The organism is Pedobacter mendelii (genome assembly GCF_014635725.1).
In the GTDB taxonomy this organism is placed as follows: domain Bacteria; phylum Bacteroidota; class Bacteroidia; order Sphingobacteriales; family Sphingobacteriaceae; genus Pedobacter; species Pedobacter mendelii.
The window spans coordinates 655,065-668,839 of the sequence record NZ_BMDJ01000001.1; the positions used below are offsets into that span (position 1 = coordinate 655,065).

The 13,775-nt window shown below is 35.7% G+C and carries 11 protein-coding genes; 7 read left to right on the top strand and 4 right to left on the bottom strand.

The genetic code is table 11. The annotated features are described in order from the left end of the window. The first annotated feature begins 418 nt into the window (after nucleotides 1-418). The 3 genes from pdhA (at nucleotide 419) to IEV50_RS02975 (ending at nucleotide 5,299) form a co-directional block, all read left to right on the top strand. Entirely contained in the window at nucleotides 419-1,414 is a 996-nt protein-coding gene (gene pdhA, locus IEV50_RS02965; RefSeq protein WP_188411746.1) for a pyruvate dehydrogenase (acetyl-transferring) E1 component subunit alpha, read from the top strand. Between the two features lie 31 nt (nucleotides 1,415-1,445). Continuing rightward, complete coding sequence (locus IEV50_RS02970) at nucleotides 1,446-3,164, top strand: dihydrolipoamide acetyltransferase family protein (protein WP_188411747.1); 1,719 nt, start codon at nucleotides 1,446-1,448, stop codon at nucleotides 3,162-3,164. Between the two features lie 356 nt (nucleotides 3,165-3,520). After that, complete coding sequence (locus IEV50_RS02975; RefSeq protein ID WP_188411748.1) at nucleotides 3,521-5,299, top strand: DUF885 domain-containing protein; 1,779 nt, start codon at nucleotides 3,521-3,523, stop codon at nucleotides 5,297-5,299. Between the two features lie 78 nt (nucleotides 5,300-5,377). Here IEV50_RS02975 and IEV50_RS02980 read toward each other — a convergent pair whose 3' ends face one another. Continuing rightward, entirely contained in the window at nucleotides 5,378-6,346 is a 969-nt protein-coding gene (locus IEV50_RS02980; protein WP_188411749.1) for a S41 family peptidase, read from the bottom strand. 161 nt (nucleotides 6,347-6,507) lie between these two features. Between IEV50_RS02980 and IEV50_RS02985 the strand changes: the two genes are divergently transcribed. The 4 genes from IEV50_RS02985 (at nucleotide 6,508) to IEV50_RS03000 (ending at nucleotide 9,526) form a co-directional block, all read left to right on the top strand. Next, a complete protein-coding gene (locus IEV50_RS02985; protein ID WP_188411750.1) occupies nucleotides 6,508-7,059 on the top strand; it encodes a cupin domain-containing protein in 552 nt (183 codons plus the stop codon). 67 nt (nucleotides 7,060-7,126) lie between these two features. Next, nucleotides 7,127-8,356, top strand: coding sequence for a serine hydrolase domain-containing protein (locus IEV50_RS02990; protein ID WP_188411751.1), 1,230 nt, complete (start codon nucleotides 7,127-7,129; stop codon nucleotides 8,354-8,356). A gap of 125 nt (nucleotides 8,357-8,481) precedes the next feature. Next, nucleotides 8,482-8,784 carry a YbaB/EbfC family nucleoid-associated protein gene (locus IEV50_RS02995; protein ID WP_188411752.1) on the top strand — a complete coding sequence of 101 codons (303 nt, stop codon included), beginning with the start codon at nucleotides 8,482-8,484 and terminating at the stop codon, nucleotides 8,782-8,784. A gap of 64 nt (nucleotides 8,785-8,848) precedes the next feature. Then, complete coding sequence (locus tag IEV50_RS03000; protein WP_188411753.1) at nucleotides 8,849-9,526, top strand: metal-dependent hydrolase; 678 nt, start codon at nucleotides 8,849-8,851, stop codon at nucleotides 9,524-9,526. Between the two features lie 53 nt (nucleotides 9,527-9,579). On the opposite strand, the gene IEV50_RS03005 is transcribed toward IEV50_RS03000, so the two are convergent. The 3 genes from IEV50_RS03005 to polA form a co-directional block, all read right to left on the bottom strand. Next, on the bottom strand, nucleotides 9,580-9,903 hold the full coding sequence (locus IEV50_RS03005) for a hypothetical protein (RefSeq protein ID WP_188411754.1): 324 nt from the start codon (nucleotides 9,901-9,903) through the stop codon (nucleotides 9,580-9,582). Between the two features lie 97 nt (nucleotides 9,904-10,000). After that, nucleotides 10,001-10,858: an energy transducer TonB gene (locus IEV50_RS03010; RefSeq protein WP_188411755.1), complete on the bottom strand. Its 858-nt coding sequence runs from the start codon at nucleotides 10,856-10,858 to the stop codon at nucleotides 10,001-10,003. A 2-nt stretch (nucleotides 10,859-10,860) separates the two neighbouring features. After that, nucleotides 10,861-13,671, bottom strand: a complete 2,811-nt coding sequence (gene polA, locus IEV50_RS03015; protein ID WP_188411756.1) for a DNA polymerase I — start codon at nucleotides 13,669-13,671, stop codon at nucleotides 10,861-10,863. Nucleotides 13,672-13,775: the final 104 nt, after the last annotated feature.

The following is a 13,775-nucleotide window of genomic DNA, read 5'->3' on the forward strand; positions in this document are numbered from 1 at the left end:
TTATTGAGTTTCAAAAGTATTGATAATACAAATGTTATCCAAATGTTTTGTTGTAAAACTCAAAAGTTATTAACATTTTTAATTTTTCATCTCGGTTTCTACGCTTAAAATCAGATTTATTACACATATAACTTTAAATTAATATTTTAACGATATTTAAATTAAAAATTAGGGAAATATGGTTCAAAACAGAATTAAATTTTACAAAAAAATAATTCTCAATCTTGATAAACTGCAAAGTTTTGAATTTGAAAAATTGCAGCTAATTGCTTAACAGGCGATATTTTAAGCATATAACCGTAAAACAACTGTTAAAACTATAGCAAAGGGAATTACTACGATGTTTTTACACTAAAAAGTGCCAAAAATTACAATAAAAAAATTAGATTTGCTGTCGCAAAAAAACAAATATCCTAAAATGAGTGCAGTAGAAATAAATAAAGATACGTGGTTAAAGTGGTTCGAATCGATGTTGCTTATGCGCAAATTCGAAGAGAAAACAGGCCAGTTATACGGACAACAAAAAATTCGTGGCTTTTGTCATTTATACATTGGGCAAGAGGCTGTTGTTGCAGGTGCAATATCTGCAATGCAAAAAGGCGATTCTATGATTACTACTTATCGTGATCATGCTCATGCTTTAGCTTTGGGTGTAAGTGCAGATAGCATAATGGCAGAGATGTATGGTAAGGCTACTGGTTGCTCTAAAGGAAAGGGTGGTTCGATGCACATGTTTAGCAAAGAACATAACTTTTATGGTGGCCATGCAATTGTTGGAGGTCAGATTCCATTGGGTGCTGGTGTTGCATTTGCAGAAAAATATAAAGGAACAGATAATGTTAATATTTGCTATATGGGTGATGGTGCCGTTCGCCAGGGCGCATTAAACGAAACTTTTAACATGGCCATGCTTTGGAAATTGCCCGTAGTTTTTGTTTGCGAAAACAATGGTTACGCAATGGGAACATCGGTACAGCGTACTACAAACATGACTGATATTTATAAAATTGGTTTAGGATTTGATATGCCTTGCGGTCCGGTTGATGGTATGGATCCTGTTGCTGTACACAACGCAATGGACGAAGCTATTCAAAGAGCTCGCAAAGGTGAGGGACCAACTTTCTTAGAAATGAGAACTTATCGTTATCGCGGTCACTCCATGTCAGATCCTGCAAAATATCGTACTAAAGAAGAATTAGAAGATTACAAAGCGAAAGATCCGGTTGAGCATGCCAGAGAAACTATCCTTAAAGAAAAGTATGCAGATCAAGCCTGGATTGAAGAAGTTGAAGCTAAAGTAAAAGCAACTGTAGATCAGGCTGTAAAATTCGCTGAAGAATCTCCTTGGCCTGATGCTTCTGAATTATATAAAGATGTATACATGCAGAAGGATTATCCTTATGTAATGGATTAATAAATTTAAGATTTTCAATTAATAATATATAATGGCTGAAGTAGTAAGAATGCCTAAAATGAGCGATACCATGACTGAAGGGGTATTAGCAAAATGGCATGTTAAAGTTGGCGATAAAGTAAAAAGTGGCGATGTGCTTGCTGAAGTAGAAACCGATAAGGCAACTATGGATCTTGAATCTTACGAGGAAGGTACTTTATTACATATTGGTGTTGAAGAAGGCAAAGGCGTTCCTATTGATGCAATTATAGCCGTAATTGGAAAAGAAGGAGAAGACTTCCAGGCAGCTATTGACGCTGCAGGCGGTGCTAATAAGGCAGAAGAAAAACCTGCTGAAAGTACAGAAGCTCCAAAAGCTGAAGGTGAACAACCAAAAGCTGAAAGCGAACAACCAAAGGATGAGACTCCTGCTCAAGGTGGTGGCTTAAGTGAAGAAGAATTAGCAGAAAAAGGCGTTACCGTTATTCGTATGCCTTTGTTAAGCGATACTATGACTGAAGGCGTTATTGCCGAATGGCATAAAAAAGTAGGCGACAAAGTTAAGGATGATGATGTTTTAGCTGATGTAGAAACCGATAAGGCAACTATGGAAGTTATGGGTTACGCAACCGGAACTTTATTACACATTGGTGTAGAAAAAGGTGCTGCTGCTAAAGTTAATGGCATTATAGCTATTGTTGGTCCAGAAGGTACTGATGTTAGCGGAATTTTAGCTGGAGGAACTCAAAGTTCGAAACCTAAAGCTGAAAGCGAAGCAGGAGCAGATTCTTCAAAAGAAGAAAAGCAAACTGCAAATGCTGATGCAAACTCATCTGTACCAGTTGCAGAAAGTTCTTCTGATAGCCGCGTTAAAGCATCGCCTTTAGCTAAAAAAATCGCAAAAGATAAAGGTATTGATTTGGCACAAGTTGCGGGTAGCGCAGAAGGTGGTCGAATCATTAAAAAAGATATTGAGAACTATAAACCAGCAGCTCCAAAAGTAGAAAGTGGAAATGCTAAAGCCGAAAGCGCTCCATTAACAGAGAAAGCTACTGCCGCAGCTCCAGCAATTCCTACTTATGTTGGTGAGGTTAAATTTACTGAGCAACCTGTTTCGCAAATGCGTAAAGTAATTGCAAAACGTTTGGCTGAAAGTTTATTTACTGCTCCACATTTCTATTTAACAATCAGTATCGATATGGATAATGCAATGGCTGCTCGTACAGCAATCAATGCAGTTGCTCCTGTTAAAGTTTCTTTCAACGATATCGTAATTAAAGCAGTTGCAGTTGCATTGAAAAAGCACCCGGCTGTTAATTCATCATGGGGAGGTGATAAAATCCGCTTCAATGAACATACAAATATTGGTGTTGCCATGGCTGTTGAAGATGGTTTGTTAGTTCCTGTGGTTCGCTTTGCTGATGGTAAATCTTTATCTCACATTTCTGCTGAAGTAAAAGACTTCGGTGGTAAAGCGAAAGCTAAAAAATTACAACCAGCAGATTGGGAAGGCTCAACTTTTACCGTTTCTAACTTAGGTATGTTTGGTATTGATGAATTTACATCAATTATCAACTCTCCAGATGGTGCAATTTTATCAGTAGGTGCTATTCAGGCTGTGCCAGTTGTTAAAAATGGCGCTGTTGTTCCAGGTAATGTTATGAAATTAACGTTAGGTTGCGATCACCGTGTGGTTGATGGTGCAACAGGAGCTCAATTTTTACAAACTTTGAAAGGTTTATTAGAAGAGCCAATCAGGTTATTAGCGTAATAATTTCTCATCCTGAGTTTATCTAAGGATAATATTAATATTAAAGCCAATTCGTTTAAAAGGATTGGCTTTTTTGATTAAACGGTTTTTGGTTCTGCGGAAAGCTTCTTGATTTGCAGGAGAAAAATTAAGATTCTGTTAGAAAATATCTCCCGCTGATTTCGCAGATCTACGCTGATTTTACAGCTCATAACTACAGACCATTAACTTTTCGGTAAATTGAGTTCTTGATATCAACGGTGTTAAAGTTAACGAGTAATCCCAATCTATAATCTGCGAAAATCTCTTTGATCTGCGGGAGGTAAAAAAATCATCTGATTTTTACTATTTTTGATTAGAACCCTAAACCAAATTCAATGAAGAAGATAGTTCTTTTGGCTGTATGTGCAACTGCTATTATAGCCTGTAAGCAAAGCAATAAACCTGAAAATACAGAAGCAAATAAAAAATTTGCATCAATGTGCGAAACCTACTATCAGGATGGATTAAAATTAAATCCCATTTCTGCAACTTTTATAGGAGATGAGCGCTACAACGATCTCCTGCCAAATGATGGGTCAGAAGCATTTATCAGAGAATATAGAAGCTTTAATGAGCGTTATCTGGATAGTTTGGGTAATTACGATAGAGAAAACCTTAATAAGAACGATAAACTATCTTTTGACTACCTGAAAGATCAGCTGGGTATGAATATCGAAGGGTTAAAATACCACTTCGAATATTTTCCTTTTAACCAGATGTTTGCTTTGCCGTTGATGTTTGGTCAATTAGGTTCAGGTACGGGCGCCCAGCCTTTTAAAACCATCAAAAATTACGAAGATTGGCTTAAGCGAGTTAATGCATTTTCCATTTGGGCCGATACAGCAATTGGCAATTTCAAAAAAGGAGCAGCTGCAGGTTTTGTACTTCCGAAAGCTTTGGTGGTAAAAATGATTCCTCAAATGCAAAGTATGGTTGTAGCAACACCAGAACAAAGTTTATTTTATGGCCCTGTTAAGTCAATTCCGAACACTTTTTCTTCTGCCGAGAAACAAAAAATGACAGAAGAATATCGCAATGCGATAACAAATGTGATTATCCCAACTTACAAAAAACTGGGCGACTATTTAAAAAATGAATATTTACCTAAAGCGAGATCTACATCTGGTTATTCGGCTCTGCCGGGTGGTGCTGAGTGGTATGCTTACCTGGTACGACAACAAACAACCACAAACAAAACACCTGAAGAAGTGTATCAAACAGGTTTAAAAGAGGTTTCCCGTATTAAAGGCGAAATGGATAGCATTAAAAACCTAGTCGGATTTAAAGGTGATTTAAAAGCCTTTTTTGAATACATGAAAACGGATAAAAAGTTTATGCCTTATAAAAATCCACAGGAGATTTTAGCTGCTTTTGAAAACATACACCAGCGTATGAAGCCGAACTTAAAAAAAATGTTTGAGAACGAGCCTAAAACTCCTTTTGAAATTCGCCAGACAGAAGCTTTCAGAGCGGCCTCTGCAAGTGCAGAATACAATCAGGGTTCGGCAGATGGTAAACGACCAGGTATTTTTTATGTGCCAATTTTGGATGCAAAAACTTTCAACACCACTTCGGGAATGGAGTCTCTTTTTCTGCATGAGGCAATTCCTGGACATCACTACCAAATTTCCTTAACACAGGAAAATACGCTGCTTCCTAATTTTCGCCGATTTGGTGGCCATAATGCTTATGTAGAAGGCTGGGCTTTATATTGTGAATCTTTGGGAAAAGAACTTGGATTGTATCAAGACCCATATCAGCACATGGGTGCTTTGGGCGATGAAATGCACAGGGCTATTCGTTTGGTTGTTGATGTTGCTATTCATACCAAAAATATGAGCCGAGAAGATGCGATAAAGTACATGACAGATAATGAAGCGATAAGTACTGAAGGTGCGACGGCAGAAATTGAACGTTATATGGGTATTCCTGCTCAGGCTTTAGGCTACAAAACAGGTGCAATGAAAATTAGAGAATTGAGAACTAAATACGAAAAAGAACTCGGTGCTAAATTTAAACTTTCTGCCTTTCATACAGAGGTTTTAAAAGATGGTTCTTTGCCACTATCTGTATTTGAAGCTAAAATGGATGCATGGGCTGAGGAACAGAAATAATCACAATTAGTTAGGGAATGATGATGTAAGCTATAAAAAGCACAAACTTTTATTTTAGTAGCAAATATGTTCATATTATCATTCTAACAACCATTTATTAAGTTCATAATTTAGCATCTTCATAGAACAGGTGGATACATCAGGAGAAATACCATTTGGGTATGTTTGCCCTTTTAAATCAGCCATAAATCCTGTTGTTAAAACTAAAACTTCTTTATTTCCAAAGTATATAGTTTCATTTGATGTTGCAAATCCATGAGTTTGTAAACCGAATAATTTAACATTATTTAGAGACTTTAAAGCGAGAACTATTGCTTCACCAGCACTTTTTGTACGATGATTTATTAATACTGCAATCTTTGCATTTTTGTTAATTATCTTATATTTAATTTTACCTACTCCCAGCCTTATATTCTGAGAATTATCACCAAGCCAAATTTCATTATTATCTAAACGCCAAGTTAAATTTCGGTTTTCTTCTTTAAAAGAACCAAGTATTGAAGGTAATAAAAATGGAGTTGTTGCCACTAACATCGGCCACATATCCCCCCCAGAATTATATCTTAAATCAATTATCCAGCCTCTCAAATTATCTCTATCTTGTTTTCGAATAGAATTTACTATATCATTAATATAATTGCTAGATAACGTATCCTTTCTATAAGATTCAGAAGTATTAGTATTAAAACCATCAACCCTAACATAACCTATATTTTCCAATAAATTCTTATTTAAATTTCCAAACAGATGACATGTATCTATGGGTATATTTAAGGCATAGTTTCCTTTCAGAATCTTTTTGCCCTTCAGAAAAAATGTATGAGGATTATTATTTAAAGTTAGGGAAGTAATGATTGCTGAATCTTTTGATATTATTGCGCTTTTTAGCACCTCCCTTTCAAACATATCCCAGTCAATCTTGCGCTTATTAATGCTTTTTGTTTTGAATACATTAACCAGTTTTTGACCAAATTGGGAGTCAGATTCTTTACATGAAGAAAATAGGGTTAAACTTATTAAGGCAGATAGGATTGAGCGTTTCATCATACAAAATAGGATATATTTATTGTAAAATAAACTTAAGATAGCATTTGTTGATGTAATTTAAAAACCTCATTCAACAATTATTTCTAAATTATCTATTCAATACAATGAAAATTGTAAACCCTTTAAGCAATCTTTTGTTAGATAATAAAAAAACTTAAATCATGGATAAAGAAAAATTAATTCAGGAAGCATACTTGGTTTCGCATAAAATAGAAGAGAACGGAAATTTTCCCAACAATCCTTTTTATCCGTTAATGATTTACAAAGGTGCATTTTTAATTCATCCTGATGATAAAATTGATATAATTAAAACTGTTTTTGCACAAAATGGATATGGCAATTTTTGGGTAGATGGAATTTTTGATTATCACCACTACCACAGCAATACACATGAAGTTATGGGCGTTTACTGCGGCAATGCAGATGTACAATTTGGGGGCGAACATGGTGTTTGTATCGAACTTGACAAAGGCGATGTTTTGGTAATTCCGGCCGGCGTTGCACATAAAAGGCTTAGAGCCAGCGATGACTTTACTGTTGTGGGTGCCTATCCAAAAGGGATTGGTTATAATATGAAGTATGGAGAAGCTGGCGAACGCCCTGAAACTGATGAAGATATTGCAAAAGTAGAAAAACCAGATAACGATCCGGTTTACGGCAAAAGCGGCCATTTATTTGAATGCTGGTACAACCAGCAATGTAAAAATGTTTAAAACTCTTTGGCTTTTACGCGTCAAAATTATTTAATTTTCGGGTTTTAAATCTAGTCTGCCCGAATAAATGAATTTTAAATATATAATCTCTGCATTTGCCATCTCTTTAACCCTCTTAACAGCTTGTAATAACAAAAAATCAGAAGAAAAAAAAGCTGCTGATGCTAAAATCAGAACTAAAGAAGATGATAAAGCCGACAGTTCACTGTTAGTTTATAATCCGGCAAAAGGAGATAAGTGGATAGCAGACTTCGTTGATAACCTGCATAAAAAATACGGTTTCAATGGAAATATGCTTGTGGCAAAAGACGGCAAAATTTTGTATGAAAAAGCCATTGGCTGGGCAGATTACCTTCATCGCGACAGCCTTAAAATAAATTCAGAATTTGAACTTGCTTCGATTACCAAAACCTTTACCGGAACAGCAATTATGCAGTTGGTTGAGGCTGGGAAACTTTCTTTAAATGATAATGTTAAAAAATTCTTCCCTAACTTCCCTTATGAAGGTATAACTGTAAAATTGTTGCTTACTCACCGTAGCGGTATGATGAATTATGTCTATTTCATTGATGATATCTGGAGGAAAGAAAAACGTCCGATGAAAAAAGGCGTAACTAATCAGGATGTGATGAATGTTATCGCCGAGAAAAAACCTAATCCGTATACGAAACCAGATAACCGCTTTCATTACAATAATTCAAACTTTATGGTTTTGGGCGCAATTATAGAAAAAGTTACAGGTCAGCGTTATTCGCAATACATGATGGAACATGTTTTTAAACCCGCTGGATTAAAACATACCCACGTTTACAGCACTTCGGAGTATGAAAAAATACCTGTTGATGTTGTTGGTCACGACCGCTCATGGCGTTACTCCGTAGCTCAAAACTTTTTAGATGGACCTGTTGGTGATAAAGGAATTTATAGTACAGTACACGATTTAGTACTTTTTGATAAGTATTTGAAAAACGGTCGCTTACTAACCAAAAAGAGTTTAGATTCTGCTTACACCGGTCATAATAAACCGGTTAACGGACACTTTAATTATGGTTATGGATGGCGAATGTTCGATGGAGAAAAGATGGACAAAGTGGTTTACCACACGGGCTGGTGGCATGGTTTCCGCCACATTTATGTTCGTGATTTAGACAAAAATATTGTTATCATCTTTTTAGGAAACTTAACCAACGGGAGTTTAATGCATCTTGATGATTTGTACAAGCATTTTAATATGCCGATAATTCGCAAAGGTGCTTACAAAGGCAATGGCAGCTTACCAGGAAGCGACGAAGATTAAATACATATTCTAAACCCTACAGCTTTAAAAACCTGTAGGGTTTAATTGTTATCTTCGATCCTAAAAAAATTACATTTAAAAGAAAACAAATAGCCTTAATTTCGTTTTATAATAAAAACAAAATTATGTTCGATAAGTTATTTGCGGCTCAACAAAAAGCCGAAGAAATTAAAAAACGCCTGGATACAATTTCGGTATTTGGTGAGGTAGAAAATGGTGCTATCAAAATTACAGCAACTGCAAATAAAGTAATTGCAGCTGTAGCAATTGATGAGGAATTTTTAAAGAAAGCAGACAAAGAAGAGCTTGAAGAACTTTTGCTTACTGCAATAAACAAAGCTTTGGCTAATGCAGAAGAAGTAAGCTCAACTGAAATGCAAGCCTCTGCGAAAGATATGCTTGGTGGTTTAGGCGGCATGTTTGGGTAGTAATATAAGAGCTTAAAGCAAGCATACGAAATATCTCTTTTTCACAAGTTAAAATCTCAATATTATGAAATTTACATATTATGGTCAATCGTGCTTTTTATTAGAAGGTGCAGGTAAAAAACTTTTGTTCGACCCATTTATCACCCACAATCCATTAGCTAAAGACGTTGATGTTGCCGCAATTGAAGCTGATTATATCCTGGTAAGTCATGGCCACGGCGACCACGTTGCCGATTTGGCAATGCTTGCAAAACAAACAGGCGCTACGGTTATTGCCATGCCCGAAGTTGTTACATGGGCGAAAAAACAAGGTATAGAAAAATTCCACGAAATGAATTTTGGCAAGTTTACATTCGACTGGGGAACGGTTAGAATGGTTGTTGCTACACACTCTTCTAGCTTGCCAGATGGTGGCTATGGCGGTAATCCTGCTGGATTTGTTTTAGAAATTGATGGTAAGCAAATTTACTTTGCTGGAGATACTGGCTTAACTATTGAAATGAAAGTTTTAGCAGATATTTATAATTTAGACTACGCAATTTTGCCAATTGGTGGGAATTATACTATGGATGTTGATGATGCTTTAATTGCTACAAAATATTTTGACTGCGATAAAGTGATTGGTGTTCATTACAATACTTTTCCGGTTATCGAAATTGACACAAAAGTAGCTCTAGATAAGTTTAGTAGAGAAAATAAAACTTTGTTATTGCCAGAAATTGGTGAGACAATAGATTTATAAAACAAAAAAAGCGTCTTGATTTCCATCAAGACGCTCAAATTAAAAACCTAAAACTAATTCTTTTTATTTGCTTTGTAACGCATATCTGCTGTACCATCTTTTTTAGTTGGCCCTGCAACTTTTGTTACTGCTTTAGCCTTGTTATCTTTAAAACGCATATCAGGTGATCCATCTGCCTTCATTTTCGAAGCCGTGGTAGTTGTTTTGGTTTCTACCTTTTTAGCTTCCATTTTTGTTGCCGCCTTTGCTGGTGCTACAGTAGTTTTCACCTCTTTTTTTACTGCTTTTTTAGCTGGAGTTGCTGTAGCAGGTGTTTGAGCAAATGCTGTTGTTAAACCAAATGCTGCGATTGCGATTAAACTCAATAATTTTTTCATGTTCTTAATTTTTTGTTTTACTCGTTTATTTGTTGATATAAAATTGATTAATCGGGATGAAGATTTAATGAAGATAGGAAAAAATTATATGCAGATATTAGTTTAAAGAGAAATTTATATTCAAAGTTTGCTTCATATCAACAGGCTTACCATCTTTAGTTGCAGGTATCCATTTCGGCGAATTCATTACCACTTTTTTAGCTTCTTCTGTAAGGACGTCACCCGGTGAAGATATAACCTTGAAATCTTTTGCTTTGCCTTCTTTATCAATAGTGATAAGAAAGTAAACTTTTCCCGTTAACATTGCATTACGTGCCTCTTTTGGATACCTAATATTTCTACCGAGGTACTGATAAAACATTTTTATACCTCCAGGGAATTGAGGAGGTGTTAGATTTAACAATTTAACGTCACTCATCTCAGAACCAGAAAGAATTCCATTTTTGAAAATCTTAACAGATTTTAACCCGCCGTCTTCTCCGTATAATTTCCAATCGCCATTCATTTTGCCATGTTCGTAATTACCTTGTTCCATTATTTTTCCATTAGGATAATAAGAATTAAAAGGGCCACTCAATGTATCTTGATTATATGTTTCGGTTTCCATTATTTGTCCTTCCGGATAATTTCTAGTCCATAACCCAGTCTTACTACCTTTTATATAAGAACCAAAAAAACTTATTTTCCCATTTTGATATTCAATATAAGAGCCATTTAATGTGATTAATTTTGAATCAGTAAATGTTTCCTTTTTAAGTAAATTCAGACTTTTATCAGAAGTTATTCTAACCCATCCTGCGCTATCACCTTTGTATATTTTATAAATATTTACAGCCATATCGATTTTCTTAAGCGCTTTACCGCCAATATTTGTATAACTATACAAAGTATCGCTCTGTTGTGCAAAGCTTGATATGGAGATAAAAATAAAAAGAACAAAAATTATATTTTTCATAATTAATGTGCAGCTAGCCAATTTTCACCTTCACCAATTTCAACTACAATTGGCACAGTAAGTTTAATTGCATTTACCATTTTATCCTGAATGATGGCTTTCATAACTTCCTTTTCCGATTTCAAAACATCGAAAACCAACTCATCATGCACTTGCATTGTCATGGTAGATTGCAGATTTTGAGCTTTCATTTCTTTATGGATATTTATCATAGCAATTTTAATCATATCTGCAGCAGAGCCTTGAATTGGAGCATTAATTGCATTTCGTTCTGCAAAGCCACGAACAGTTTGATTGGCCGAGTTAATATCGCGTAAATAACGTCTTCTACCCATAATTGTCTCTACAAATCCATTTTCACGTGCAAAATTCATGGTATCACTCATATAGCGTTTTATACCAGGATATTGAGCAAAATATTGTTCAATAATTTCAGCTGCTTCTTTACGGGGTATGCCCAGATTTTGTGATAAACCAAAAGCCGACTGACCATAAATAATACCAAAGTTAACTGCCTTAGCATTTCTTCTTTGCGTACCGTCTACCTCTTCAATTGTAATTCCGTAAACTTTTGCTGCGGTTGCCGTATGAATATCGATGCCTTTGCTAAACGCATCGAGCATATTTTCTTCTTTACTAATTTCGGCAATAATGCGTAGCTCTATTTGAGAATAATCGGCAGATAACAAAATATGATTTTCATCTCTGGCTATAAATGCTTTTCTAACCTCTCTTCCTCTTTCTGTACGGATTGGGATATTCTGTAAATTCGGATTGTTGGAGCTTAACCTCCCGGTAGCTGCCACCGCCTGGTTGTATGATGTGTGAACACGACCCGTTTTCGGATTTACCATAAGTGGCAAAGCATCAACATAAGTAGATTTAAGTTTCTGCAACTGTCGGAAATCTAAAATATCCTTTACAATATCGCTTTTACTTGCTAAGGCAGTTAAAACATCTTCTCCAGTTTGGTATTGGCCCGTTTTGGTTTTCTTAGCTTTTGGGTCTAACTGTAGTTTATCGAATAAAACTTCTCCAAGTTGTTTTGGTGATGCAAGGTTAAATTTTATACCTGCTTTATCGTAAACGTTCTGCTCAAATTTGATGATATCTTTTTCAAGCTCTTTAGAATATGCTTTCAAGGTTTCCATATCAATTCTTACACCTTCTTTTTCGATATCGGCCAAAACATAAACTAAAGGATTTTCAATTTCTGCTGCCAGTTTAGCAGCGTTTAATTCTTTTAATTTAGGTTCGAAAATATGGGCAAGTTGTAAGGTAACATCTGCATCTTCTGCAGCGTAATCTACAACATCTGCAACGGGAACATCACGCATAGTTCCCTGATTTTTACCTTTAGGCCCGATTAATTTTGTAATGGAAATTGGCGAATAACCTAAATAATTCTCAGATAAAACATCCATTCCATGTCTTGTATCGGGGTCTATTAGGTAATGAGCCAGCATGGTATCGAAAAGCTTTCCTTTAACCTGCAAACCATACCATTTTAAAACTAAGATATCGTATTTGGTATTTTGCCCAATTTTTTCAATTTTATCATTCTCCAAAACCACTCTAAATTCATCAACAACTGCCTGTGCTTCTTCTCTAATTGCCGAAACTGGGATATAATAACCCGAACCTGGTTTAATAGAAAAAGATAAGCCAACCAAATCTGCCATATTTGCATCTGTACCGGTTGTTTCTGTATCGAATGAAATTCTATCTTGTGTAAGTAAAAGCTTGATCAAATCTGCACGCTGGTCTGCTGTTTCAACTAATCGATAGTCATGTTCGGTATTGTCTATCGTTTTAGCAGGAAGCTTTTCTGCTGGTTCCTCTTCTAAATTATTTGTATATTGAATGGTTTCTACCGAATGGTTTCCAAACAAATCGGTTTGCGCACCTTCTTCAAATCTTGCTGTAGTAACAGAAAATCCATCTCCAAAAACCCTTCTACCTAAAGTTCTGAATTCTAATTCTGTAAAAAGTGGCTCTAACAAATCACGGCTTGGGTCGCAAAGTTCTAAACTTGCCTCGTCTAATTCAACCGGGACATCTAATAAAATTGTAGCAAGCTTTTTTGAAAGTAAGCCTTGTTCTGCAAAATTTTCTACGTTTTCGCGCTGTTTTCCTTTTAATTCGTTCGAATGGGCAATGATATTTTCCATCGAACCGTATTGCTTAATTAAAAGTTTCGCTGTTTTCTCCCCAATACCCGGAATACCTGGAATGTTATCTACTGCATCGCCCCATAAACCTAAAATATCAATAACCTGAAGTACATTTTCAATTTCCCATTTTGCCAGAATTTCTTTAACACCGAGTATTTCCATATCATTCCCCATTCTTGCTGGCTTATAAATGAAAATATTCTCAGAAACGAGTTGAGCAAAATCCTTATCAGGTGTCATACAGTAAACCTGATAGCCTTTTAACTCTGCCTTTTTAGCCAATGTACCAATAATATCGTCTGCTTCATAACCATCGGAAGTAATAACAGGAATGTTGAAGCCCGTAATTAGTTTAATAACATAAGGCATCGCCGCGGCCAAATCTTCGGGCATGGCCTGGCGTTGTGCTTTATAAGCTTCGTAAGTGGTATGTCTTTCGGTTGGTGCTTCTGTATCAAAAACAACCGCAATATGTGTTGGTTTTTCTTTCTTCAAAACATCAAGCAAAGTATTGGTAAAGCCCATTACTGCCGATGTGTTTATACCAGAGGAGGTGAAACGTGGATTTTTACTTAACGCAAAATGCGCTCTGTACATTAGCGCCATTCCATCCAAAAGAAAGAGTTTTTTATTATTCATGTGATTACACAGATTTAATGATTACCGATAAACTGAATTTATCAGGTTAGTAAATTAACCAAAGTTAATAATCTGACGAAACTAAAACGCATGAAATTTTAGGA

What these genes read in the sequence shown, in the direction of transcription:
- IEV50_RS03000 (WP_188411753.1), top strand. Translation starts at nt 8,849, where the DNA reads ATGAAATTTACATATTATGGTCAATCGTGCTTTTTATTAGAAGGTGCA.
- IEV50_RS02980 (WP_188411749.1), bottom strand. Translation starts at nt 6,346, where the DNA reads ATGATGAAACGCTCAATCCTATCTGCCTTAATAAGTTTAACCCTATTT.
- IEV50_RS02990 (WP_188411751.1), top strand. Translation starts at nt 7,127, where the DNA reads ATGAATTTTAAATATATAATCTCTGCATTTGCCATCTCTTTAACCCTC.
- polA (WP_188411756.1), bottom strand. Translation starts at nt 13,671, where the DNA reads ATGAATAATAAAAAACTCTTTCTTTTGGATGGAATGGCGCTAATGTAC.
- IEV50_RS02970 (WP_188411747.1), top strand. Translation starts at nt 1,446, where the DNA reads ATGGCTGAAGTAGTAAGAATGCCTAAAATGAGCGATACCATGACTGAA.
- IEV50_RS02975 (WP_188411748.1), top strand. Translation starts at nt 3,521, where the DNA reads ATGAAGAAGATAGTTCTTTTGGCTGTATGTGCAACTGCTATTATAGCC.
- IEV50_RS02995 (WP_188411752.1), top strand. Translation starts at nt 8,482, where the DNA reads ATGTTCGATAAGTTATTTGCGGCTCAACAAAAAGCCGAAGAAATTAAA.
- IEV50_RS02985 (WP_188411750.1), top strand. Translation starts at nt 6,508, where the DNA reads ATGGATAAAGAAAAATTAATTCAGGAAGCATACTTGGTTTCGCATAAA.
- pdhA (WP_188411746.1), top strand. Translation starts at nt 419, where the DNA reads ATGAGTGCAGTAGAAATAAATAAAGATACGTGGTTAAAGTGGTTCGAA.
- IEV50_RS03010 (WP_188411755.1), bottom strand. Translation starts at nt 10,858, where the DNA reads ATGAAAAATATAATTTTTGTTCTTTTTATTTTTATCTCCATATCAAGC.
- IEV50_RS03005 (WP_188411754.1), bottom strand. Translation starts at nt 9,903, where the DNA reads ATGAAAAAATTATTGAGTTTAATCGCAATCGCAGCATTTGGTTTAACA.